The 21,979-nt window shown below is 74.5% G+C and carries 24 protein-coding genes; 12 read left to right on the top strand and 12 right to left on the bottom strand.

The features are described 5' to 3' along the window. The first annotated feature begins 278 nt into the window (after positions 1 to 278). The 8 genes from HDA33_RS08705 (at position 279) to HDA33_RS08670 (ending at position 9,024) form a co-directional block, all read left to right on the top strand. Positions 279 to 1,061 (top strand): hypothetical protein, encoded by a 783-nt coding sequence (locus HDA33_RS08705; RefSeq protein WP_184172555.1) that lies wholly within the window; start codon positions 279 to 281, stop codon positions 1,059 to 1,061. Between the two features lie 187 nt (positions 1,062 to 1,248). Then, entirely contained in the window at positions 1,249 to 2,493 is a 1,245-nt protein-coding gene (locus tag HDA33_RS08700) for an acyl-CoA dehydrogenase family protein (protein ID WP_184172553.1), read from the top strand. A 479-nt stretch (positions 2,494 to 2,972) separates the two neighbouring features. After that, positions 2,973 to 3,845 (top strand): methionine ABC transporter ATP-binding protein, encoded by an 873-nt coding sequence (locus HDA33_RS08695; RefSeq protein WP_246416923.1) that lies wholly within the window; start codon positions 2,973 to 2,975, stop codon positions 3,843 to 3,845. After that, a complete protein-coding gene (locus tag HDA33_RS08690; protein WP_184172550.1) occupies positions 3,838 to 4,560 on the top strand; it encodes an ABC transporter permease subunit in 723 nt (240 codons plus the stop codon). Before HDA33_RS08695 ends, HDA33_RS08690 begins: the two co-directional genes overlap by 8 nt. Before the next feature lie 126 nt (positions 4,561 to 4,686). Further along, positions 4,687 to 5,592, top strand: coding sequence for a MetQ/NlpA family ABC transporter substrate-binding protein (locus tag HDA33_RS08685; protein WP_184172548.1), 906 nt, complete (start codon positions 4,687 to 4,689; stop codon positions 5,590 to 5,592). 322 nt (positions 5,593 to 5,914) lie between these two features. Then, positions 5,915 to 7,366 carry an LLM class flavin-dependent oxidoreductase gene (locus tag HDA33_RS08680; RefSeq protein WP_276510932.1) on the top strand — a complete coding sequence of 484 codons (1,452 nt, stop codon included), beginning with the start codon at positions 5,915 to 5,917 and terminating at the stop codon, positions 7,364 to 7,366. A 99-nt stretch (positions 7,367 to 7,465) separates the two neighbouring features. Next, entirely contained in the window at positions 7,466 to 8,176 is a 711-nt protein-coding gene (locus HDA33_RS08675) for a Tat (twin-arginine translocation) pathway signal sequence (RefSeq protein ID WP_221432986.1), read from the top strand. Continuing rightward, entirely contained in the window at positions 8,176 to 9,024 is an 849-nt protein-coding gene (locus HDA33_RS08670) for a hypothetical protein (protein WP_246416922.1), read from the top strand. Before HDA33_RS08675 ends, HDA33_RS08670 begins: the two co-directional genes overlap by 1 nt. Before the next feature lie 71 nt (positions 9,025 to 9,095). Here the strand turns inward: HDA33_RS08670 and HDA33_RS08665 are convergent, their stop codons facing one another. From HDA33_RS08665 to HDA33_RS08620, 10 genes are all read right to left on the bottom strand, one after another. Continuing rightward, positions 9,096 to 9,476 (bottom strand): YtxH domain-containing protein, encoded by a 381-nt coding sequence (locus HDA33_RS08665; RefSeq protein ID WP_158493581.1) that lies wholly within the window; start codon positions 9,474 to 9,476, stop codon positions 9,096 to 9,098. Positions 9,477 to 9,672: 196 nt separating this feature from the next. Beyond that, complete coding sequence (locus tag HDA33_RS08660) at positions 9,673 to 10,467, bottom strand: anti-sigma factor (RefSeq protein WP_158493580.1); 795 nt, start codon at positions 10,465 to 10,467, stop codon at positions 9,673 to 9,675. Further along, entirely contained in the window at positions 10,460 to 11,017 is a 558-nt protein-coding gene (locus tag HDA33_RS08655) for a sigma-70 family RNA polymerase sigma factor (protein ID WP_184172544.1), read from the bottom strand. The genes HDA33_RS08660 and HDA33_RS08655 overlap by 8 nt, the downstream gene beginning before the upstream one ends. A gap of 40 nt (positions 11,018 to 11,057) precedes the next feature. Further along, a complete protein-coding gene (locus tag HDA33_RS13025) occupies positions 11,058 to 11,774 on the bottom strand; it encodes a sortase domain-containing protein (protein ID WP_184172542.1) in 717 nt (238 codons plus the stop codon). After that, on the bottom strand, positions 11,767 to 12,582 hold the full coding sequence (locus tag HDA33_RS08645; protein ID WP_184172540.1) for a DUF4397 domain-containing protein: 816 nt from the start codon (positions 12,580 to 12,582) through the stop codon (positions 11,767 to 11,769). The genes HDA33_RS13025 and HDA33_RS08645 overlap by 8 nt, the downstream gene beginning before the upstream one ends. 219 nt (positions 12,583 to 12,801) lie before the next feature. Next, positions 12,802 to 15,108 carry a phosphoribosylformylglycinamidine synthase subunit PurL gene (gene purL / locus HDA33_RS08640; RefSeq protein WP_158493577.1) on the bottom strand — a complete coding sequence of 769 codons (2,307 nt, stop codon included), beginning with the start codon at positions 15,106 to 15,108 and terminating at the stop codon, positions 12,802 to 12,804. Then, positions 15,105 to 15,902: a phosphoribosylformylglycinamidine synthase subunit PurQ gene (gene purQ / locus HDA33_RS08635; protein WP_158493576.1), complete on the bottom strand. Its 798-nt coding sequence runs from the start codon at positions 15,900 to 15,902 to the stop codon at positions 15,105 to 15,107. The genes purL and purQ overlap by 4 nt, the downstream gene beginning before the upstream one ends. Continuing rightward, on the bottom strand, positions 15,899 to 16,165 hold the full coding sequence (purS, locus tag HDA33_RS08630) for a phosphoribosylformylglycinamidine synthase subunit PurS (protein WP_158493575.1): 267 nt from the start codon (positions 16,163 to 16,165) through the stop codon (positions 15,899 to 15,901). Before purS ends, purQ begins: the two co-directional genes overlap by 4 nt. 259 nt (positions 16,166 to 16,424) lie before the next feature. After that, positions 16,425 to 17,573: a hypothetical protein gene (locus HDA33_RS08625; RefSeq protein ID WP_184172538.1), complete on the bottom strand. Its 1,149-nt coding sequence runs from the start codon at positions 17,571 to 17,573 to the stop codon at positions 16,425 to 16,427. A 197-nt stretch (positions 17,574 to 17,770) separates the two neighbouring features. After that, positions 17,771 to 19,282, bottom strand: coding sequence for an MFS transporter (locus HDA33_RS08620; RefSeq protein ID WP_338104310.1), 1,512 nt, complete (start codon positions 19,280 to 19,282; stop codon positions 17,771 to 17,773). Positions 19,283 to 19,432: 150 nt separating this feature from the next. Here HDA33_RS08620 and HDA33_RS08615 point away from each other — a divergent pair, with 150 nt between their 5' ends. From HDA33_RS08615 to HDA33_RS08600, 4 genes are all read left to right on the top strand, one after another. Further along, positions 19,433 to 19,621: a hypothetical protein gene (locus HDA33_RS08615; RefSeq protein WP_158491831.1), complete on the top strand. Its 189-nt coding sequence runs from the start codon at positions 19,433 to 19,435 to the stop codon at positions 19,619 to 19,621. Next, a complete protein-coding gene (locus HDA33_RS08610; protein WP_184172536.1) occupies positions 19,618 to 20,130 on the top strand; it encodes a YchJ family protein in 513 nt (170 codons plus the stop codon). The genes HDA33_RS08615 and HDA33_RS08610 overlap by 4 nt, the downstream gene beginning before the upstream one ends. A gap of 125 nt (positions 20,131 to 20,255) precedes the next feature. After that, positions 20,256 to 20,813: a hypothetical protein gene (locus HDA33_RS08605; RefSeq protein WP_158493572.1), complete on the top strand. Its 558-nt coding sequence runs from the start codon at positions 20,256 to 20,258 to the stop codon at positions 20,811 to 20,813. Positions 20,814 to 20,815: 2 nt separating this feature from the next. Next, on the top strand, positions 20,816 to 21,016 hold the full coding sequence (locus HDA33_RS08600) for a helix-turn-helix transcriptional regulator (protein ID WP_017489730.1): 201 nt from the start codon (positions 20,816 to 20,818) through the stop codon (positions 21,014 to 21,016). A gap of 58 nt (positions 21,017 to 21,074) precedes the next feature. Here HDA33_RS08600 and HDA33_RS08595 read toward each other — a convergent pair whose 3' ends face one another. After that, positions 21,075 to 21,233 (bottom strand): hypothetical protein, encoded by a 159-nt coding sequence (locus HDA33_RS08595; RefSeq protein ID WP_017489731.1) that lies wholly within the window; start codon positions 21,231 to 21,233, stop codon positions 21,075 to 21,077. 84 nt (positions 21,234 to 21,317) lie between these two features. Then, entirely contained in the window at positions 21,318 to 21,929 is a 612-nt protein-coding gene (locus HDA33_RS08590; protein WP_184172534.1) for a hypothetical protein, read from the bottom strand. Between the last annotated feature and the right edge of the window lie 50 nt (positions 21,930 to 21,979).

Genomic DNA, 21,979 nt, shown 5'->3' with positions numbered 1-21,979 from the left:
TGTCCATCGGTCCCGGCGGGAGCACCTGCGGCGCGGGCCGTGCGCCCGCGGACGGACGACGGCGGCGCCCCGGTTGCTGCGGCGTCGACGAGCCGGGTCTCTCGGCCGCTCTGGATGGGGTCGGGCACCAGCCTAGGCAGGGAGCCCGGCGCCGGACGCAACCCGCGGTCACACGGGGCGGCCGGGTCGTGACGGTGTCGTGGCGCAGTGCGACGATCACAGGGTCAGCACAGCCGCCGCGGCACGCCTCGGGCTGCCGCCCTGCGAAGGAGCCCCCGATGAAGTCCTCCCTGCTCACCGCCACCGGCCTGCCCCGTGCCGCCGCGGTACTCGCCGCCGCGGGCCTGCTGCTCACCGGCTGCGCCGCCGACCCGACCCTGGACGAGAGCTGGCCCGAGATCCGCCAGAAGGTCGTGGACGCGCAGAGCCTGCGCCTGCAGATGGACGGCGAGGCCGCCCTGGACGCCGAGGGGTCGGGCCAGGACTCCGAGATCACCGCGGCGGCGGCCGACCTGTCCGGGGCCACGGACGACTCCCACCTCAAGGGCACCATGGACATGGACATGGGCGCCGACTCGCTGGACATGGAGATCCTGCGCCTGGGGGAGGAGGTGTTCCTCAAGATGGCCGCGGACGGGGACGGCGTGCCGGCCGAGATGGCCATGTTCGAGCAGCTCGTCGGAGATCGCTGGATGCTCATGCCCGCGGACGATGCGGAGAGCATGGCCGGCATCTCCCTGAAGGAGATCATGGACGACCTCGAGGCGGACATGCCCGCGGCTGAGGCGTTCGACGGCAAGGACCTCAAGGCCGAGAAGGTGGAGCTCGACGGCCAGGAGTACCTGAAGTACGCGCTGCCCGAGGAGTTCCACGACTTCGCCCGGACCATGTACGTGCACCCGGAGGACGAGACCCTGCACCGGCTCGAGGGCACCGGCGGCGAGGACGCCGAGGCGGACACCACGGCCACCTTCTCCGAGTGGGACGCCGTGCAGGCCCCGGAGCGCCCGGCCGAGGACCAGATCTTCGACATGGCCGCGCTGCAGGGCCTCACCGGCTGAGCGGACGCGGGCGCGGGGCGTGCCGCGGCTGCCGGGCACGCCCCGCGGCCGCCGCGCCGTCGGGCAACTCGCCGGGCAACCCGTGCCGCCCGCGCCGACTCCACCCGCGCCGCCCGCGCCCGCGCAACTCGCGGTCACACGGGACCGGCCGGATCCCCTCCCCGGACGCCTCTGCCAGAGTGGGTCCATGACCAGCTACGCCGACCTCGCCGCCCGCTTCGCCGACGCCTTCGACGCCGTGGGCCACGGTGAACGCGCCCGCGAGGCCGGCCGGCACCTGCCCTTCGCCGTGCAGCGGGGCCTGCAGGAGGCCGGGTTCGGGCGGGTCAGCGTGCCCGAGGCCGCGGGCGGGGACGGGGCCTCCCACGAGACCGCCCTGCGCCTGCTCATGGACCTCGCCGCACGGGACGTGAACACCGCCCACCTGTGGCGCTCCCACCTCGTGTTCGTGGCCACCGTCCTGGATCAGGTCCCGGCCGCGGCGAAGACGTGGCTGGCGCGCGTTGTCGCCGGGGACTGGGCCGGCTCCGCCCTCGCCGAGCGCGGCACCGCGGCCCCCGGACGCGCCGCCACCATGGCCGAGCGCGACGAGGGCGGGACCTGGGTGGTCACGGGGGAGAAGTACTACGCCACGGGCTCCGCGTTCGCCACGTGGACCATCGCCACCGTCGGCGTGGACGGGGACGCGCTCGTCTCCCGCCGCAACTCCAAGCGGGCCGGCGGCGTCGTCCGCGAGCCGGGACGCGCCGTCGCCGTGGTCCGCGTGCGCCAGCCGCGGGTGCGCGTGAAGGACGACTGGGACGGCTTCGGCCAGCGCCTCACCGCCACCGGGTCCGTGGTCCTCGACGGGGCGGCCGCCGAGGCCCTGCTCGAGGTGCCGCGACGCGAGGGCCCCGTGCCCGTGCTGCAGGAGGCCTCGCTGCTGGCCCTGCAGGTGGGCGTGGGCCGGGCCGCGCTGGCCGAGGGCGTGGAACTGTTGCGCGCGCGGCGGCGGACCTTCAACACCGGCACCGAGGCGCTGCCGGCGCAGGACCCGCAGCTGCTCGAGATCATGGGCCGCCTCTCCGGGCAGCTCGCCGCCGCCGAGGCGCTCATGCGGCAGGTCGGCGGACTCATGGACGAGGCCGAGGCGCAGGGCGCCGCCGGCGACGACGATGGCGCGGCCCGCCTCATGGAGGAGGCCATGGTGGCCGCGTACCGGGCGCAGGCCGTGGTGCCCGACGCCGTGCTGGGCGTGTGCACCGGCATCTTCGACACGCTCGGGGCGTCCGCGACCTCCGCCTCCCTCCAGTTGGACCGCCACTGGCGCAACGCCCGCACCCTCGCCACGCACGACCCCGCCGCGTTCAAGGTCCGCATGGCCGGCGACCACCTGGTCAACGGCACGCCCCCGACGGCCTACACGTCGGCCGGCGTCGTCGACGACGACTGACCCCCTCGCGTTTGGGGTGACTAGTCGGGGGTGCTGGGGCTTTTCACCTCCGACAACTCGCCCGAAACGAACCCTGCCCCCGCCTCCCCCGTCTTCTCGCGTTTGGGGTGACCTGTCGGGGGTCCTGGGGCTTTTCACCTCCGACAACTCGCCCGAAACGCGCGAGACCGGGTCACACGAGCCCCCGCCGGAGCCCGCGCAGGCTCCGGCGGGCCTGCCGTGTCGCTCGACGTCGTCGCCGTTCGGCGCGGCGCCGCCCCCGTGGTGTGCTGATCCCACCCATCCAGAGCGGCCGAGAGATCTGGCTCGACGACGCCGCAGCAACCCGCCTCCCCGGCCCGCCCCCGCGGACCCGGACGAGGGCCAGGGTGCTCCCGCCAGGACCGATGGACGCGTCTTCGCTCCCCGGACCCCGCCCTGCGCGGCCCGGTCGCGGCGGGCCGTGCGGAGGTCACGACCCCCCTACGAGAGGAGACGTCATGATCAGCATCCAGAACGTCTCCACCGCGTTCGGCGAGCACCGCGCGGTGGACGACGTCAGCCTGGAGATCCCCACCGGATCCATCCAGGGCATCATCGGGTTCTCAGGCGCCGGCAAGTCCACGCTCCTGCGCAACGTCAACCTGCTCCTGCGCCCCAGCGCGGGCCGCGTCGTCGTGGACGGCACGGACCTCACCGCCCTCTCCCCGAACGGGCTGCGCGAGGCCCGCCGCGGCATCGGCATGGTGTTCCAGCACTTCAACCTCGTCCACAACCTCACGGCCGCGCAGAACGTGGCGCTGGCCCTGAAGTTCGCCGGCGTGGACCGTCGCGCGCGCCAGGCCCGGGCCCTCGAGGCCCTCGAGATCGTCGGCCTGGCCGACCACGCCGGGCGCTACCCCGCCGAGCTCTCCGGCGGCCAGGCCCAGCGGGTGGCCATCGCCCGCGCCCTGTCCACCCGCCCCTCGGTGCTGCTGTGCGACGAGCCGACCTCCGCCGTCGACCCCCGCACCACCGCCACCGTCCTGCAGCACCTCGTGGACATCAACCGGGACCTCGGGATCACCACGGTGATCGTCACCCACGAGATGAACGTGATCCGCGCCGTCGCGGACGACGTCGCCGTCATGGAGGACGGCAGCGTGGTGGAGCGGTTCGCGCTCGCGGACCTGGAGCGGGCGGACTTCGCCCCGCGCACGGGCATCGGCCGATACCTCCTCGAGGACGAGATCGCGCTGGAGCGCCCGCCCCTGCGCGGCGCGGCCGGCGCTCCCGACGGCGACCGCGCCGACTCCGGGACCACGCCCGGCAACGCCCCCGGCACCACATCCACCCCCGGCGACGTGCGTGAGGCGGTGGTCGCCGGTGTCTGAGGCCCTCTCCCGCATCCTCCAGGTCTGGCCCGAGATCGTCGTGGCCCTGGGCCAGACGCTCACCATGCTGGCCGTGACCATCCCGCTCGCGGTGCTGCTCGGCACGCCGCTGGGCATCTGGCTGTTCACGCACGCGCCGGGCGGGCTCTCGCCGTCGCCGCGGCTGCACCGTGCGGTGGACGCGGCCGTGAGCATGCTGCGCTCGTTCCCGTTCCTGATCCTGCTGATCGCGATCATCCCGGTGACCCGCCTGATCGTGGGCACCACGATCGGCACGGCCGCGGTAATCGTCCCCCTCACGGTCAACGCCATCCCGTACTTCGCCCGCTTCGTGGAGCAGAATCTGGCTCAGCTGGGCCCGGGACCGGTGGAGGCGGCCCGCGCGATGGGCGCCACGCGCGGCCAGATCGTGCGGGACGTGCTCCTCGTGGACGCCCGGCCGGCGCTCGTGGGCTCGCTGACCATCATGAGCGTCAGCTTCATCTCCTACTCGGCGATGGCCGGGCTGGTGGGCGGCGGCGGCATCGGCGACTTCGCCATCCGCTACGGCTACTACCGGTACGAGACCCCGCTCATGGTGGTCGCGATCCTCCTGATGATCGGGCTCGTGGCGCTCCTGCAGTTCGCCGGCACCCGCCTCTCCCAGCGGCTGGACCACCGCCGGCCCCGCACCGCGCGTCGTCCCCGTCGGCGGGCGCTCGCCCCGGCGGGCTGAGCCCGCCCACCCCGCCCGTTCCCGACGACGGCGGCCCGCCCCCGGCGGCCGCCTCGCCCGGGTCGGGGCGTCCGCACCCGCCGCATCTCTGACCTCCCCTGCCCGAGCCCCGAGAAGGAGCCCCCCATGACCCCCCGTTCGTCCCTGACCTCCCGCCCCTCCCGCCGCGCCCTCCTCGCGGGCCTGGCCGGCGTCGGCTCCGCGGCCCTGCTCACCGGCTGCGGCCTGCGCACCGGCACGGCCGCCGGCGGTGGCGGCGCCTCCCGGACCATCACCCTGTGCGCCACGGAGGACGCCCCCTACCAGGAGCCGGTGCGGATCGCCGAGCGCCTGCTGGCCGAGCGCGGCTGGGAGCTGAAGACCACGTTCGTCACGGACATCATCCAGCCGAACATCGCCGTGGACCGCGGCGAGTTCGACGCGAACTTCTTCCAGCACATCGCGCATCTCAAGCAGTTCAACGCGGACAACGGCACCTCCGTGGTGCCCGCGTTCAACGTGTACACCTCGCCGGCGGGGCTGTTCTCCACCCGGTACTCCTCGCTCGAGGAGCTGCCGGACGGCGCCCGCATCAGCGTGCCCGTGGACCCGTCCAACAACGGGCGCGCGCTGCGCCTGCTGGCCCAGGCCGGGCGGATCACGGTGCGGGAGGGGGTGTCCGTGATCCGGCTGTCCCAGCACGACATCACCGCCAACCCGCACGGCTACGAGTTCGTGGAGGTGGACCAGCAGTCGCTCGCGCTGACCATCGAGGACGCGGACGCCGGTTTCCTGTTCGCCCGGCAGTCGGCCAAGATCGGGCTGCCGATCTCCGAGTCGCTGCTGTTCGAGACGGCCGAGGACGCCGTGCCGTTCCGCGTGGTGGTGGCCACCCGCGAGGGCTTCCGCGACACCGAAGCCGGCCGGGCCCTGCGCGAGGCCTTCCAGTCGGAGGAGGTGCGCCGCTGGTACGCGGACTACCTCGACGGCGCCCTCGGCACCGAGGCGTGGGGGGACGACCCCCAGGAGGCGATCGCCGCCCTCGAGATCTGACCGGCCGCCGTCGCCGTCCAGCCCCACCCGCCCCCCGCCCACCCACCCCACCCACCCCACCCACCCCACCCACCCCCTTGCGTTTCGGGTGACTTGTCGGAGGTCCTGAGCCCTCTGACCCCCGAGAACTCACCCGAAACGCGTCCCCGCAGCCGGGCCGTCAACACGGCGTCACACGACGGCGGCCGGTCGCCCCCGGCGGTGCCGGCTCGGCCGGGTGTGACGTCGCCGAGGACGCACCCGGTCGGGGATTCGGCCCGCGTCCGGCCGCGGGGATGGACTGGGGGCCAGGACCCTTCCCCTCGAACGTCAGGAGCCACCCATGGCAGAGCACCCCGCCGCCCGCCCCGAGCAGGACGCCACCACCTCCACGTCCGCCGCCGCCCCCGCCTCCCGCGCGGGCCACGAGCTGCTGTTCAACGCGTTCGACATGAACTGCGTGGCCCACCAGTCGCCGGGCCTGTGGCGCCACCCGGAGGACCGCGCCCGGGACTACAACACCCTCGGCTACTGGACGCACCTGGCGCAGACGCTCGAGAAGGGCCTGTTCGACGGACTGTTCATCGCCGACGTCCTCGGCCCCTACTCGGTCTACGGCGGCACCGCGGAGGCGGCGATCCGCTCGGGCGCCCAGACCCCGGTCAACGACCCGTTCCTCCTGGTCTCCGCGATGGCCGCCGTCACCGGGCACCTGGGCTTCGGCGTCACGGCCGGCACCGCATACGAGCACCCGTACCCGTTCGCCCGCCGCCTGGCCACGCTCGACCACCTCACGGGCGGCCGCGTCGGCTGGAATGTGGTGACCGGCTACCTGCCCTCGGCCGCGCAGAACATGGGCCAGGACGACCAGATGGAGCACGACGAGCGCTACGAGCACGCGGACGAGTACCTCGACGTCGTCTACAAGCTGCTCGAGGGCTCGTGGGAGGACGACGCCGTCCGCTACGACAAGGAGACCGGCGTCTTCGCGGACCCGGCGAAGGTCCATGACATCCGCCACGAGGGCCGGTACTTCAAGGTCCCCGGCGCCGCCGTCACCGAGCCGTCCCCGCAGCGCACCCCCGTGATCTACCAGGCCGGCGCCTCGACGCGCGGCCGCGCCTTCGCCGGCAAGCACGCCGAGGCCGTGTTCATCAACTCCCCCACGAAGGAGCTGACGGCCGCCACCGTGAAGAAGATCCGCCAGGCCCTGGTGGACGCCGGCCGTGACCCGTACGACGTCAAGATCTTCGCGATGCAGACGATCGTCACCGGGGCCACCGACGAGGACGCGCGGGCCAAGTACGACGACCTGGCGCAGTACGTGGACCCGCTGGGCGGCCTCGTGCTCATGTCCGGCTGGATGGGCATCGACCTGTCCCAGTACGACCTGGACGAGCCGATCGGGGACGTGAAGTCGAACGCCATCCAGTCCGCCGTGGAGACCTTCCAGAAGGCCTCCGGCACGGACGAGGAGTGGACCGTGCGCAAGCTCGCCGAGTGGGTGGGCATCGGCGGCTTCGGCCCCGTGATCGTGGGCGGCGGCGAGTCCGCGGCCCGCCAGCTCGTCGAGTGGGCCGACGAGACCGACGTGGACGGCTACAACCTCGCCTACCACATCACCCCGGGCACCTTCGAGGACGTCGTGGAGTTCGTGGTCCCGGAGCTGCAGAAGCTCGGTCGCTACAAGACCGCGTACACGGACGGCACTCTGCGCCACAAGCTCTTCGGCCGCGGCGACCACCTGCCGGAGGGCCACCACGGCGCGTCCTTCGCCCTGCGCCGCCGGGGCTGACGACGGCGGCCCGCGGTCGGGCATGCCCAGCTCGGCTCGGTAAGGTGACCGGCAGTGGCCGCGGCGTCCTGCCGCGGCCGGCAGCCCCAGGAGGAGAACATGCAGCGCAGACGTGCCGTCCGCGCGGTCGGGCTCGGCGTCGCGGGCGTCCTGGCCCTGGCCGGGTGCGCCGCGGAGCCGCAGTCCGCGGGCGAGGCCTGGCAGCAGGCCCGCACCCAGCTGGACGAGGCCCAGACCGTGCGCCTCGAGACCGCCCACACCACCGGCCGTCAGGGCCCGAACACCGTCCGCTGGGACATCGCGGGCCGGCTCGACGGCTCCAACGGCGACGCGAAGGGCGTGATCCAGGCGGGTCACGAGTCCCACATGACCATGGAGACCCGCACCGTGGGGGAGGACTCCTACGTGCGGGTCAGCATCGACGGCGCCGACTTCGCGGACGACGTCCAGCTGGCGTACGCGGATCCGCAGTGGCGCCGCACGCCCGCCGGGCAGGAGCAGGAGCGGCCCCTGAAGGAGCTGCTGGAGCAGATCGGCCTGCCGTCCGCCGACGCCCTCGAGGGCGCCGAGGTCCGCGCCGAGGAGGTCGGCTGGGCCGGCGAGACCGCCCACCGCTACGCGGTGCCCCAGGAGGTGGCCGCGGCCGCGATGGGCCAGGGCGACTCCACGCTGCTGCACTCCTTCACGGTGGACGACGACGGCGGCCTGCTGGCCCTCACCGTGGACGACGGACGCTCCCTGCGCCAGTACGCCCTGAGCAACTGGAACGAGATCGACCCGGCCGAGGCGCCGGAGGAGGTGGCCGAGTGATGCCCCGCCAGAACCCGACCGGCCGCGCCCGCCGCGGCCTGCCCCTGGCCGCCCTCGGCGCCGCCGCCGCGCTGGTGCTCACCGGCTGCGGGGCCTCCGGCGAGGACGCGTCGGCCGCGTGGGACCGCGCCCGCACCCAGCTCGAGGAGACGGACTCGGTGCGCATGGTCACCGAGCTGCGCTCCGACGCCCCGCAGGCCGGCAACCGCACGCCCGAGTCCGTGGACCTCTCCGGCCCCGTGGACGGCTCGTCCATGCGGTACGTGAGCACGTACGAGGACGGGGATCTCATCACCCGGGACGAGTCCCGCGTGGTGGACGGCACCGCGTACTCGCGGTTCACGGTGGAGCGCCGCGGCGCGAGCGGCGAGGACCGCCCCGCCTACGTGGAGCGCTGGACCGCCGCCCCGCACACGGGCGACCCGCGGGCCACGGGCATGGGCGCCATGGTGTCCTCCCTGCTGGGCTCGCTGCCCGAGTCGGGCGGCCTGGAGGACGTGGCCGTGGACGCGGACGGCATCCGCCGCAGCGGCCAGGACGCGGTCCGCTACGTCCTGGACGAGCCGCTCTCCGTGGCGGACGACGGCGTCGCGATGACCGCGTTCACCGTGTCCGAGGAGGACGGCCGGCTGCTCACCGTGGAGACCGAGTCCGCGGGCACGAAGGCCGTGGTGACGGTCTCCGAGATGGGCGATGTGGAGCCGCTGCAGGCCCCGCCGTCCGACGAGGTGCTCCCGCAGCAGCAGGGCCAGGGCGCCCCGGGCGCCGTGCCTCCGGGCGGCGCCCCGCAGGACGGCACCGCCCCGGGCGGCACCCCGGCCGAGCCGGTCCCGCCGACCGACGGCTGAGCCCCCCCCACGACGACGGCGGCCCGCCTCCCCGGTGAAGGGGAGGCGGGCCGCCGTGCGTGCGGGGAGGGTCAGCGGGTCTGCGGGCCCTCGTCGCCCAGGGGGGTGGACGGGTCCGACACGATGTCCGGGTCGGCGCCGTGCGCGGAGGCGGTGGTGGTGTTCTCGTTGTTGGACTCGGTCACGCGGTCGTCGCGGACCTGGTCCTTGGAGCCGTTCTTGTTCATGGTGTCCTCCACCTTCGCCGTGGCCTTCTGGACCTGCTCGGAGTTCTTCACGTCAGCGAACTTCTGCTGCGCGGTCTCCTGCAGGTTGCCGACCTTCTGCTGGGTCTTCGGGTCGTTCCAGAACTTCTGGGCGTTCTGGGACATCTTCTCGAGGTTGCGGCGGCCCTCGGCGGAGCCGAGGAGGTAGCCGAGTGCGGCGCCGAGGCCCAGGGTGATGAGGCGCATGGGTGGTCTCCTTCGTGTGTCGGGACCGCGCCGGCCCTTTTGGACGGGCCGGGCGGCGCGCGTTCGCGCTGTTCTCGAGACACTTTCGTCACCGACGGGCGCCGAGTCAACGTGCGAGGTGCGCGACCGGGTCGTTCCGGGCGGCGGTCGGCGTTGACCGGGCACGGGCCGGGGCGCTTCCGGCGACCCCGGCCCGTCAGGAGCGCTCGGTCATGGCACCGGCCCACAGTGTGGTGCCGGAGTGGGTGGGGTCACCGTCGAAGTGCTCGTGGGAGACGTCCACCACCGGGTAGCGGGAGAAGTCGATGCCCTCGGGGACGCGCAGCGTCGTGGAGGTGGATGAGATCGTGCCCAGGGAGATGAGCCGGCTGGCGTCGGCGTCGCGCAGCCACACTTCGTAGTAGCCTGCCGCCGCGTCCGGCACCTCCGGCACGTCCACCGTGAGCTCGAGGGAGCCGTCCGGCTCGCGGGTCATCTTGGCGCTGGCCGTGGTGCCCGTGGCGGCGACGGGGTCCATCTCGGCGTCGCCGATTACCTGGGGTTCAGCGACCGGTCCCGTCTCAGGCGCCTCGGAGGGCTGGAGGTTCAGCCAGACGGCGCCACCGCCCACCAGCAGGCCCGCGACCGCCGCGGCGGCCGGCACCCACCACCGGGCTCCGGCTCCGCCCCGGCGACGGCTCCGGTGGGCGTCGAGGTCGGCGACGGTCGCAGGCGTGGCGGCAAGATCCCCCTCCGCCTCGATCGCGGCGGCCACCTTCTCCCACAGTCCGTGCGGAGGCTCCACCAGCAGCGGGTCGGCGCGCAGGGCCTCGATCACCCGCAGCGTGTCCCGCAGGTCGGCGCGCTCGCGCGGTGTGAGGGAGGTGACCCCGCGGGCGTGCAGGGCCTCGTCCAGATCCTCGGGGCGCACACCGCCCTCGGCGAGCGCGGACACCAGAGCGTCGAAGGCGTCGTCGGAGAGCGCGCCGCGCGTGGAGTCCATGTCAGGCATCGTGCACCTCCTCGGTCCGGGTCATCGTGGCCCGCAGCGCAGCGAGGCCTCGATGGATGTGTGACTTCACCGTGCCGAGCGGCATCTGCAGCCGCTCCGCGATCTCCTTCTGCGGCAGGTCTTTGTGGAAGGCCAGCCGGAGGATCTCGTCCTGGGGTGGACCGAGCCGGTCCAGGGCGTCGTGGACGACGATCCTGTCCACGACCTCGTCGCTCACCGGGGTCAACGCCGCGCGGACTCCGCCACCACGGACCGCCTCGGCGGCCGCGCGGTCCCGTTCTCGCCCGCGGGCGGCGTGCTCGTCGGCGAGGACGCGCCGGGTGATCCCCGTCAGCCAGGCGCCCAGGGGTCGGCGCGGGTCGTAGGTGTCACGGGAGCGCCACGCCCGCGTGAACACCTGCTGGGCCGCGTCCTCCGCATCCTCACGGTGGCGCAGGCCCACCATGCACAGGGAGAACACCATGCGGGCGTGCTCGGCGTAGACGTCCGCCATCGCGTCGGCGTGGCCGGCGGCGAACCGGTGCGCCAGTTCGGAGAGGTCGGTGCTCACATCGTCCTCCTCCGGTGTGCCGTGCGGACCACAGTAGCGGTCAGTCCGCGGGCAGGGCCACCACGACGACGTTTTCGTCGTAGGCGCCGAGCTCCTCGATCCACTCGCCGCCGCAGGTGACGAGCACCAGCTGCTCGGGCCCCTGGCGGGTCACGTACGGCAGCCAGTCGAGGGTGGCCTTCTGCAGGTGCTCCACCCGCGCCACGCGGTAGGGGTGCGCTGTCCCGGCGGCGTCTACCACCTGCAGCTCGTCGCCGATGCGGGCCTCGTCCAGGTAGTACAGGGCGCCGCGGTCCTGGTGGACCGTGTTGACGTGGGCGGCCAGCAGGGTGCTGCCGACGCCGCGGTCCGGGACGGACCCGAACCGGTACCACCCGGCCACGTCGGCGTCGTCGGGGATCTGCATCTCTCCGCCGTCGGCCATGCCCACAGACTCCACGGCCATGTCCACGCCGAGAGCGGGGTAGTTCAGGCGCGTGGGAGGAATCGGCGCCTGGACGGGGCGCGGCGTGGCCTGGCGGACGGGCACCGGTCTCCGCCCTGAGACGTCGCGCGCCCCGACCTCCCCCTCGTCCGAGACCGCGGTGGCGCCGTCGGACGGGCGGGAGGTGGCGGACGGACCGGCCGACTCGGCCGAGATGGCGGCGCCGGGGGCGGTGCAGCCCGTCGTCACCGCGGCGAGGCCCACGGCCAGGGCGACGGCGGCCGTTGCCCTGGCCGTGGTACGCCGGGTGGCGGCGGAGAGCCGATCAGGCACGGACGGCGGCCTTGCGACGGACGGCCATCGCCCCGCCCGCCAGGAGCGCCAGGGCGGCGACGCCGGCCCCGGCGTACAGCGCGGTGTCGTCCTGGGCGGCCGGAGCCATGCCCGCATTCACGTTCTCCGGAGCGGACTGCAGGCCCTCCACGGTCTGCGTGGCCAGGGCCAGCGTCTCGTCGGTGGCGGAGCCCCAGGCGTACACGACCGTGTTGACGCCCTCGGCTACCTCGACGTCGGCGGGGCCGATGACCGGGTCGGTCGTCCCGGCCACCGAGACGGCGGCCTCGAGGGTGGCGGCGGGCAGCTCCAGGGCCGCCTCGTCCGGGTTCGCCAGGCCGGGGACGGCCACGGCGCCGTCGGCCCACACGTCCACGGCCGGGGCGGCGGCGATGTGACGCACGGTGAGACGGCCCTCCCCCGCGGCGACCGGAGTGGTGTCGTTCTCGAACGCGGTCACGGTGGGGTTGCCCTGGGCGTCGAGATGGGCGGCGGCCGTGTAGTCGCCGCCGCCGGCCAGGGTGAGGTCCACCGGGCCGAGCACGGGCGCGGAGTCGTCCTCGGCATCACCGGCGGTGATGGCCACCTCGTAATCACCCGCGGGCAGCTCGAGCGGGCCGGCCAGGGAGCCCGGGGTGAAGTCGTCGAGGGTGAGCTCGCCGTCCACATACACGTCCACGGTCAGGTCCGGGACCCCGTGGAGGACGGACAGCGCTGCCGTGTCGCCCTCCTGGGCGGCGGCGGCGAGCGGGGCCACGAGGGCCAGGCCGATGGCGGCGGTGACGGCGGTGGGGAGGGCCTTGCGCATGGTGTCGTCCTTTCAGAGTGCCCGGATGGGCCGTGGGGCGTGGGCATCCTTCGTGCTCACACCTGTACTACCGGCGTCACGTTCGAAAGGTTGCACTCGATGCGAGGGAATTCTCGCCGCTTCGTCCCAGCACGAAGCCGGCCCGCCCGGAAGACCGGACGGGCCGACGTCGCGCATCCAGGGGCGCGGGCCGCCGTACTGCTGCCCCGCGCCCCCGGCTCAGCCGAAGTGCTTCGGCAGGGTGGCCTCCCAGCCCTCGCGCAGCTCCGCGATCGGCAGGGTGAAGGCGTCCTGGACCTCGAGCGCCGCGGAGTCCGCGTCCACCACGCCGATCCGCGTGACGGTGTAGCCGCGGGCCGTGGTCATGTCCGTGAAGCGGACCTCCTCGGTGCGCGGCACGGCCACGACGGCGCGGGCCTGCGTCTCCGAGAACAGGGCGGTGAACAGGTCCACGCCGTCGCGGCGCAGCACCTCGTCCAGCACCACGCGGGCGCCCACGCCGTGGCGCAGCACCATCTCGGACAGGGTGGCCGCGAGGCCGCCGCCCGAGACGTCGTGCGCGGCGTCGATCATGCCGTCGCGGGACATGTTCACCAGCAGCTCGCCGAGCAGGCGCTCCTTGGCCAGGTCCACCTTCGGGGGCACGCCGCCGAGGTGGCCGCGCAGACGCGCGAACTCGGAGCCGTCCAGCTCGTCCGCGGTCTCGCCCAGCAGGTAGATCGCCTGGCCGTCCGCGTCCGGGGCGAAGCCGGAGGGGGTGCGGCGCAGCACGTCGTCCAGCTGGCCCAGCACCGCCACCGTGGGGGTGGGGTGGATCGGGGTGGCGCCGGTCTGGTTGTACAGGGACACGTTGCCGCCGGTCACCGGGATGCCCAGGACCTGGCAGCCGTCGGCCAGGCCGCGCACGGCCTCGGCGAACTGCCACATCACGTCCGGGTTCTCGGGGGAGCCGAAGTTCAGGCAGTCGGAGACGGCCAGCGGCACGGCACCCGCGGTGGTCACGTTGCGGTACGCCTCGGCCAGGGAGGCCTGGGCGCCCGTGTATGGGTCCAGGTAGGTGAACCGGTCGTTGCAGTCCGTGGCCAGGGCCACGCCCATGCCGGTCTCCTCGTCCACGCGCACCACGCCGGCGTCGTCCGGGGCGGCCATGGCGGTGTTGCCGCGCACGTAGCGGTCGTACTGGCGGGTGATCCAGGACGTGTCCGCGAGGTTCGGGGAGCTCATCAGCTCCACGACGGCGGCGCGCAGCTCCTCGCCCGTGGCCGGCAGGTCGGCCCCGGCCTCGGAGGCGCGGAACGTGTCCGCCTGGACGCGGTCCTGCCACCCGGGGCGGGCGTACGGGCGCTCGTAGACCGGGCCGTCGTGGGCCACGGTGCGCGGGTCGACGTCGACGATGACCTCGCCGTCCCAGGTGATGACGAGGCGGCCGTCGCCCGTGACCTCGCCCAGCCAGGAGTACTCGACGTCCCACTTGGCCATGACGGCCTCGAACGCGGCCACGTTGTCCGGGGTCACCACGGCCATCATGCGCTCCTGCGACTCGGACATGAGGATCTCGCCCGGGGTCAGTGTGGAGTCGCGCAGCAGCACGTCGGTGAGCTCCACGCGCATGCCGCCCTCGCCGTTGGAGGCGAGCTCGGAGGTGGCGCAGGAGATGCCGGCGGCGCCCAGGTCCTGGATGCCCTCCACGAGGGAGCCGGCGAACAGCTCGAGGCAGCACTCGATGAGCACCTTCTCGGAGAACGGGTCGCCCACCTGCACCGAGGGGCGCTTGGCGGGCTTGCCGTCGCCGTCGAAGGACTCGGAGGCCAGCACGGAGGCGCCGCCGATGCCGTCGCCGCCGGTGCGGGCGCCGAAGAGCACCACCTTGTTGCCCAGGCCCGAGGCGTTCGCCAGACGCAGGTCCTCGTGCTTGAGGACGCCCACCGCGAGGGCGTTGACCAGGGGGTTGCCCTGGTAGATCGGGTCGAAGCGGGTCTCGCCGCCGATGTTCGGCAGGCCCAGGGAGTTGCCGTAGCCGCCGATGCCGGCCACCACGCCGTGGAACACGCGGGCGGTGTCCGGGTGGTCGATCGCGCCGAAGCGCAGCGGGTCCATCACGGCCACGGGGCGGGCGCCCATGGAGATGATGTCGCGCACGATGCCGCCGATGCCCGTGGCCGCGCCCTGGTAGGGCTCCACGTAGGACGGCGAGTTGTGGGACTCCACCTTGAAGGTCACGGCCCAGCCGTCGCCCAGGTCGGTGACGCCGGCGTTCTCGCCGATGCCCACCATCATGTGCTGCTTCATCTCGTCGGTGAGCTTCTCGCCGAACTGGCGCAGGTGCACCTTCGAGGACTTGTAGGAGCAGTGCTCGGACCACATCACGGAGTACATGGCCAGCTCGGCGGCGGTGGGGCGGCGGCCGAGGATCTCGCGGATCTGCGCGTACTCGTTCTCCTTGAGGCCGAGCTCGGCCCACGGCTGCTCGATGTCCGGGTTCGCCGCGGCGTCCGCCACGGTCTCGATGCTGAACTGCTGGCTCATGCATGGCCTCCACGGCTGGCGAGGGTGGTGAGGACGGAGGTGAAGAAGCCGAGGCCGTCGGTGCCCGTGCGGGGGCCGTCGGCGGTGTCCGGGCCGAAGCCCGGCTCCACGGCGTGCTCGGGGTGCGGCATCAGGCCGACGACGTTGCCCGCCGCGTTGGCGATGCCGGCGATGTCCCGGCGCGAGCCGTTCGGGTTCCAGCCGCGGTAGCGGAACACCACGCGGCCCTCGGCCTCGAGGGCGTCGAGCGTGGCGTCGTCGGCCACGTACTGGCCGTCCTGGTTCTTCAGGGGCACGGTGATCGTCTGGCCGCGCTCGTAGTCGCGGGTCCAGGCGGTGTCCGTGTTCTCCACGGTCAGCTCCTGGTCCCGGCAAATGAAGTGCAGGTGGTCGTTCTTGATCATCGAACCCGGCAGCAGGTGGGACTCGGTGAGGATCTGGAAGCCGTTGCAGATGCCGAGCACGGGCAGGCCGTCCGCGGCGCCCTCGGGGCCGCCGGCCGCCGTCGCCACGGCGTCCATCATGGGGGCGAAGCGGGAGATCGCGCCGGCGCGCAGGTAGTCGCCGTAGGAGAAGCCGCCGGGGATCACGACGGCGTCCACGCCCGCGAGCGTGCGCTGCGGGTCCTCGTCCGCGTGCCACAGGGAGACGGGCTCGGCGCCGGTGAGGCGGACGGCGCGCAGCGCGTCCACGTCGTCCAGGGTGCCCGGGAAGGTGATGACGCCGATGCGGGCGCCGTTGAGCGGGGTGGTCGGCGTCGAGTAGTCGCCGATCAGGGGGAGGTCCGTGGTCATCGGGCGCCCTCGGCCTCGTCCAGGACGGCCACGTTCACGACGTCCTCGATGACGGGGTTGGACAGCAGCTCCTCGGCGGCCCGGCGGGCCTGGTCGAGGACGGCGTCGGTGACCTCGCCCTCCACGGTGAGCTCGAAGCGCTTGCCCTGGCGGACCTGGCTGAACTCGGTGAAGCCGAGGCGGGGCAGGGCCCCGTTGATCGCCTTGCCCTGGGGGTCCAGGATCTCGGGCTTGGGCATGACGTCGACGACGATGATGGGCATGAACGCGCTCCTGAGTGCGGGACGATGCCGCGGAGCATGACGGGGCCGGTGCCGTCTCACGCCCCGGTCCGGGGCGCTCCGCGTGCTTGCCGGTCCAGTCTACTCGGGGCGCGCTGGTGTCCTCCCGCCTGTCCCCTTCCTGCAGGATCGACGGTTTCGGCTGGGATCGACGGAACGCCCGTCGATCCGGGCCGAAACCGTCGATCCCGTGAGGATGCGGCGGGCGCGGACGCCGGAGGCGAGGGCCGACGTCGGCCGCTCAGCTCCGCCTCGGCACCCCGGCGCGCACCAGCTCGGCCTCGAGCCCGGCCGGCTCCCGCAGGTCGGCCCATGTCCAGCGGGCGACGTCGCGGCAGACCCGCCGCAGGGCGACCTCCCGCTCCTTCTCCCGAGTGATCGCCTGCCGCCGCTCGGCCGCGGAGGCGTGGAGGTCCACGTCGTACTTGCCGATCCCGTCGAACTCGCCCACCACGTCCACCTCCTCCCACCAGAAGTCCGTCCGGCCGATCGCCCGCCCGTCCCGGCCGAACACCGTGCGCTGCAGGTGCGGCGCGGCGAAGCCGAGCTCGTGGATGAGCGCGCGCGAGAGGGACTCGCCGGCCGACTCCGCCCGGGGGTCCGAGAAGCCCCACGCCCGCTCGAACCGCTCCCGGGCGGCCCGCGTGGGGAGCCGGTCCGCGTGCCGCTCGGCCCACGCGGCGGACGGCCCGGGGAGCCGCCGACGCAGCCCGTCCAGCGGGACCACGGCCTCCCGGAACACGGGTCCGGATCCGAGGGCGAGCTGCACCGTGGGCAGCGCGTCCACGGTGACGGGGCCCAGGAGCGTGCCGTCGCTCAGCGCCGCCTCGACCGTGACGGGCGGCAGCGGTCCCGGCGGCGGCGCCTCACCCTCGGGCCCGCCGGAGGCGAGGCGACGACGTCGCAGCTCGCCGCCGTCGTCGGCCGGCGCCTGCACGCCGTTCCAGGTCCACCGCACGGCGGGCGGGGCCGGGAGCCGGCGCCCCCGGGTGTCGGCGAGGTCCGAGAACGCGGAGGCCGCCAACGGTCGACGGGCCCGGTGCCCCGGGGCGGGGGAGCGGAGCCGGATCTCCGGGGGCGTCTGCGCCAGCGGCAGACCGTGCAGGTGGGCCGCCGCCGTGCCCGTGAAGCGAGCGGTGGGGTGGAGCAGCGCGTAGCCGGCGCAGGCCAGGGTGTACCGGTCCCACGGGGCCAGCGCGCACCAGTGCGCGAGCGGGACGTACAGGCCCGCGCCCAGCCGGACGAGGACCCCCTGCGCCCACAGCCGGGCCAGCGCCTTCCTCGCGCGGGTCGGCGCTCCGGGCGCGGCGCGCAGGAGCGGGCCGTGCCCGGGCAGCAGGTGCCCGTCGTGGCGGAGGGGTGCGAGGCGGGGGTCCGGGGCGTCGTCCATGTCCTCAGCGTGGCCCGGGCGGCGGCGCCGAGGCGGAGGCTGTGGACAACCGTGCGACGGCCCTCCGCCGGCGCCCCCGCCCTGCCGCCGCGTCCGGCAGGATCGACGGTTTCGGCTCAGACCGACGGAACGCCCGTCGATCCGGACCGAAACCGTCGATCCGGCGGTCTGGGGTGCGACGACGACGGCGCCCCCCGTCAGTCCTCCACCGGGCGCTCCACCCGGGCCTCGGAGCGCAGCCCGCGCCACGCGAGGAGGAGCGTCACGGCGGCCACGCCGATGCCGATCCCGGCCACGAGGTCCATGCCGGCCGTGAACGCGCCGTTCGCGACCTCGACCAGCCGTGCGCCGCCGTCGGGCAGGCCCTCCCCGATCCGGTGGGCGGCGGCGAGCGTCTGCGCGGCGGCCTCGGCGTCGGCCGGACCCAAGCCCGGCAGCCCGGCCGCCTCCTGCACGCGGGCGGCGTAGACGGCCATGCCGGCGGTGCCGAGGACGGCGGTGCCCATCGCCCCGCCGAACTCGTAGCCGGTCTCCGAGATCGCGGCGGCCGCGCCGGCCCGCTCGGGCGGGGCGGCGGTGAGGATCACGTCGTTGGTGAGGGTCTCGGCCAGGCCCACGCCCACGCCGAACAGGCACGAGAGCAGCACGAACGCGACGAGGGGGGCGGCGCCGTCGAGCCGCGTGCCCACCGCGAACCCGGCGATCACCAGGGCCAGGCCCGTCAGGATCACCGTGCGCACCGCCACCACGCGCGCCAGCAGCGGGGCCAGCAGCGTCCCGACGACGGCGGCGGCCGCCAGCGGCAGCATCCAGAGGCCCGCCTCGGCCGGGCCCATGCCCTGGACCAGCATGAGGAACTGCGGCAGGAAGAACATCAGGCCCATGAACGCGAACACGGAGATCACGTTGACGGACACGGCGGACGTGAAGGCGACGTTGCGGAACAGGGCGACGTCGATCATCGGGTGGGCCAGCCGCCGCTGGCGGGCGATGAACCAGGCCACGGCCGCGGCGCCGACCACGAGCCCGGCCAGGGCCGTCCAGTCCGGGGACTTCGCGGCGGTCTTCAGCGCGTAGACCAGCCCCACGATGCCCGCGATGGACAGCACGGAGGAGAGCGGGTCGAACGGGCCGGGCGACGGGTCCCGGGACTCGGGGAGCAGGAACGGGGCGACCAGCAGGAAGACCGCCATGACGGGCACGTTCATCAGGAACACCGAGCCCCACCAGAACCGCTCGAGCAGGATCCCGCCCACCACGGGGCCCAGGGCCGCGCCGCCCGAGAACGCCATGGCCCACACCGCGATGGCCGTGCGGCGCTCTGCGCGGTCCGGGAAGATCGTGCGGATCAGCCCCAGCGTGGAGGGCATCAGGGTGGCCCCGCCCACGCCGAGCAGCGCGCGGGCGGCGATGAGCATCTCCGCCGAGGAGGCGAAGGCCGCCGCGAGGGACGCGGCCCCGAAGAGCGGCGCGCCGATCAGCAGGATCCGCCGGCGCCCGATCCGGTCGCCGAGGGAGCCCATGAAGATCAGCAGGCCCGCGAGCAGGAACGAGTAGAGGTCGATGATCCACAGCAGCTGGCCCGAGGTGGGGTCCAGGTCCGCGGAGAGGGCGGGCACGGCGATGCCGAGCACGGACATGTCGATGGAGATCAGCAGCACGGGCAGGACGAGCACGGCCAGTGCGCTCCAGCGGCGAAGGGCGGACACGGGGCACCTCGGGACGGGGCGGGCAGGGGAGGAGTCGATCCTGGCACGACGTCGGCCGCCTCGCCCACCCGGGGCGGGTGCGGGCCCGTGCGGGGGTGCGGCGGGGGCTCTTCCGGGGCCCGTCGCTGGGCCGGCGCGTACCCTGACGCCATGAGCACGAAGCAGACCCGCATCTCCCCGATCAGCGGCGGCCGCCGCCCCGTCAGCCCCCTCGGCCCGGCCCTGCTGGCGGCCGCAGCCGGCGTCGTGCTGGCGGGCGTGCGCCGCATGCGCGCCCGTTCCCGCCGCCGCGAGGAGGCCGCCGCCCGCGTCGCGGCCGACCGTCGCGCCGGACGATGACCGACCCCTGCCCCTGCGGCGCCGGCCTGCCCCTGGCCGAGTGCTGCGGGCGCCTCCACGCGCGCTTCGCCGCGGACGGCGCCCTCACCGCCCCGACCGCCGAGGCGCTCATGTGCTCGCGGTACGCCGCGTTCGCCCTCCTCGGTGAGGCCGGGGCGGACGACGACGGCACGCAGGGCACGGACGGCGCGTCCGGTCCGGGCGGCACGGGCGCCGGCCACGCGGGCCCCGACCGCGCCCGGGCGATGGCCGCGTACCTCGCCGCCACGTGGGCGCCGGAGCACCGGCCCGCCGTCGAGGACCTGCTGCCGGAGGCGGGCGAGCGCGCCCCGCGCTTCACGCGCCTGGCGGTCACGGACGTGCGGGACGGCGGACCGTTCCAGGACCGGGGGATCGTGGAGTTCACGGCCCTCGGCCACGGCGAGGAGGGCCGCTTCCGGCTGCGGGAGCGCAGCCGCTTCCGGCGCGAGGACGGGGCCTGGCTCTACGTGGACGGCAACGTCGACTGAGACGTCAAGAGAACTTTTCGTCAAGACCTCTTGACGTCAAGGATCCTTGACTGCCACCCTGGTTCCAGCGCAGGCATCCGCCGCGCCGACCACTCCGCTCCCGCGGACGCACCCAGGGGGATCCCATGAACACCACCGCCGACCCGCGCTCCCGGTCCGCCTCCGGACCCGAGCGCGCCGCCTCCACCTCTGCGGCCGCCACGCCCGCGGGCTCCGCCGCTCCGTCCGCCTGGGGCCGCTCGGCCCGGCTCGGCGGCGGCACCGGACGGCTCGTCGTCGTGAGCCTGGTGTTCGGCGTGCTGCTCGCGGCAATGCTGGGCGTGATCGCCTACGGCCTGGCCGGCACCGCGGATCCGGCGGACCCCCGCCGGCCGTGGGTCCTCGGCCTCGTGGTCGCCTCCGGCGCGCTCCCCGTCCTGGCCGGCACCGTGTGGATGCTGCTGGTGGACCGCGCGACCATCAAGGGGGCCGTCCGCGACCCGGAGGAGTCGATCGAGTCCCGCTGGTACGACGCCGCGGCCGGCGGGGCCTTCCACGACCTGCTCGTGGTGCTCGGCCTGGGCACGTTCGTGGTCTCGATGACCGGCTGGACGGCGGAGCTGTCCCTGGTCGGGGCCGGGCTGGTGCTGTTCATGATGGCGGACGTGGCGATCCGCTACCGCGTGCAGAAGCGTCGGGGCTGACCGTGGAGAACAGCCTCCCGGCCGAGCGCGCCCGCCTGGGCTGGTCGCAGCAGCGGCTGGCCGACGAGCTCGGCGTCTCCCGTCAGACGGTCATCTCCCTCGAGAAGGGCCGCCACGACCCCTCGCTCGCGCTCGCCTTCCGGCTCGCCGAGACGTTCGGCACGCGGATCGAGGACCTCTTCTCGCCCGATCCCCCGGCCTGACCGGCCCACCCGGCGCGGCCGGCCCACCCGGCCCGCCCGGCCGGCGTCGAGCGAGGCGTCAGAGGATGGAGAACAGCCCGGCGGCCACGCCGAGCACGAGGCCGATGATGCACAGCCACGCCACGAGCGTGATGAGGGGGCGGGGGCGGCGCGGGGCGTCGTCCTCGCCCCAGTCCACGCCCTGCAGCTCCGGGGGGATCTCGTTCGACCGGTCCATCCCCCCAGCCTCTCACGGGCGTCTCCGCGGCCGCGCGCCCGCGCAGCTCCGGCCCACGACGACGGCGGCGCCCGCCCCGGCGGCTCAGCGCCGGTAGGCGCGGGTCACCGCGGGGAGGTACCAGGCGTAGAAGGCGCCCCACCCGGTCCAGAACAGCACGCCGCGACCCCGGCGCCCCAGGCCGGGCGCACGGCGCCGCAGCCGGGCACCGAGCAGTCCCACCCCGCCGGTGACCAGCAGGAACCGCGGCAGCCGGGCGGGCACGGAGGCCAGCAGCAGGGCGCCCAGGCCCCGGCCGGGGCGCGCGGCGTCCACCCCGTAGCACCGGGCGAACACCTTGTAGGGGATCCCGCGGCTGGGCCCGGTGATCAGCGCGAGGTGGCCGCCGGCGCCCACGCGGGCCTCCACCGTGTCCACCATCCCGTCGGTGATGCCGGGCAGCGCCGTCAGCCAGGAGCGGGTGCGCGCCGCCCCGGCCCGCCGGGACACCGCGTGGGTGACGGCCCCGCCGGCCAGGGCCCCGGCCAGGGCGGACGCGGCGGTCGCCAGGCCCCGCTGGGGGCGCTCGAACGCCACGCGGGAGGTCCAGACGTCCGGGACGACCACGAAGAACGTGGCCTCGGCGAAGCCCGCGGCGGCGGCCACGGCGTGGTCGAGGAGGGCCGACCGGTCGGCGGCGGGCTGGCGGCGGGGCATCCCCCACAGGTACCCCGCCGCGCGCCTCTGTGTCTACGCTGAGCAGGTCC

The organism is Micrococcus endophyticus, assembly GCF_014205115.1.
In the GTDB taxonomy this organism is placed as follows: Bacteria; Actinomycetota; Actinomycetes; order Actinomycetales; family Micrococcaceae; genus Micrococcus; species Micrococcus endophyticus.
The sequence above is the reverse complement of the archived record's forward strand: the minus strand, read 5'-3'. Positions and strand labels throughout refer to the sequence as shown.

Excerpts from the sequence above, each read along its gene's own strand:
- HDA33_RS08705 (WP_184172555.1), top strand. The coding sequence starts at position 279 with ATGAAGTCCTCCCTGCTCACCGCCACCGGCCTGCCCCGTGCCGCCGCG.
- HDA33_RS08700 (WP_184172553.1), top strand. The coding sequence starts at position 1,249 with ATGACCAGCTACGCCGACCTCGCCGCCCGCTTCGCCGACGCCTTCGAC.
- HDA33_RS08695 (WP_246416923.1), top strand. The coding sequence starts at position 2,973 with ATGATCAGCATCCAGAACGTCTCCACCGCGTTCGGCGAGCACCGCGCG.
- HDA33_RS08685 (WP_184172548.1), top strand. The coding sequence starts at position 4,687 with ATGACCCCCCGTTCGTCCCTGACCTCCCGCCCCTCCCGCCGCGCCCTC.
- HDA33_RS08680 (WP_276510932.1), top strand. The coding sequence starts at position 5,915 with ATGGCAGAGCACCCCGCCGCCCGCCCCGAGCAGGACGCCACCACCTCC.
- HDA33_RS08675 (WP_221432986.1), top strand. The coding sequence starts at position 7,466 with ATGCAGCGCAGACGTGCCGTCCGCGCGGTCGGGCTCGGCGTCGCGGGC.
- HDA33_RS08670 (WP_246416922.1), top strand. The coding sequence starts at position 8,176 with ATGCCCCGCCAGAACCCGACCGGCCGCGCCCGCCGCGGCCTGCCCCTG.
- HDA33_RS08665 (WP_158493581.1), bottom strand. The coding sequence starts at position 9,476 with ATGCGCCTCATCACCCTGGGCCTCGGCGCCGCACTCGGCTACCTCCTC.
- HDA33_RS08660 (WP_158493580.1), bottom strand. The coding sequence starts at position 10,467 with ATGCCTGACATGGACTCCACGCGCGGCGCGCTCTCCGACGACGCCTTC.
- HDA33_RS08645 (WP_184172540.1), bottom strand. The coding sequence starts at position 12,582 with ATGCGCAAGGCCCTCCCCACCGCCGTCACCGCCGCCATCGGCCTGGCC.
- purL (WP_158493577.1), bottom strand. The coding sequence starts at position 15,108 with ATGAGCCAGCAGTTCAGCATCGAGACCGTGGCGGACGCCGCGGCGAAC.
- purQ (WP_158493576.1), bottom strand. The coding sequence starts at position 15,902 with ATGACCACGGACCTCCCCCTGATCGGCGACTACTCGACGCCGACCACC.
- purS (WP_158493575.1), bottom strand. The coding sequence starts at position 16,165 with ATGCCCATCATCGTCGTCGACGTCATGCCCAAGCCCGAGATCCTGGAC.
- HDA33_RS08625 (WP_184172538.1), bottom strand. The coding sequence starts at position 17,573 with ATGGACGACGCCCCGGACCCCCGCCTCGCACCCCTCCGCCACGACGGG.
- HDA33_RS08615 (WP_158491831.1), top strand. The coding sequence starts at position 19,433 with ATGAGCACGAAGCAGACCCGCATCTCCCCGATCAGCGGCGGCCGCCGC.
- HDA33_RS08610 (WP_184172536.1), top strand. The coding sequence starts at position 19,618 with ATGACCGACCCCTGCCCCTGCGGCGCCGGCCTGCCCCTGGCCGAGTGC.
- HDA33_RS08605 (WP_158493572.1), top strand. The coding sequence starts at position 20,256 with ATGAACACCACCGCCGACCCGCGCTCCCGGTCCGCCTCCGGACCCGAG.
- HDA33_RS08595 (WP_017489731.1), bottom strand. The coding sequence starts at position 21,233 with ATGGACCGGTCGAACGAGATCCCCCCGGAGCTGCAGGGCGTGGACTGG.
- HDA33_RS08590 (WP_184172534.1), bottom strand. The coding sequence starts at position 21,929 with ATGCCCCGCCGCCAGCCCGCCGCCGACCGGTCGGCCCTCCTCGACCAC.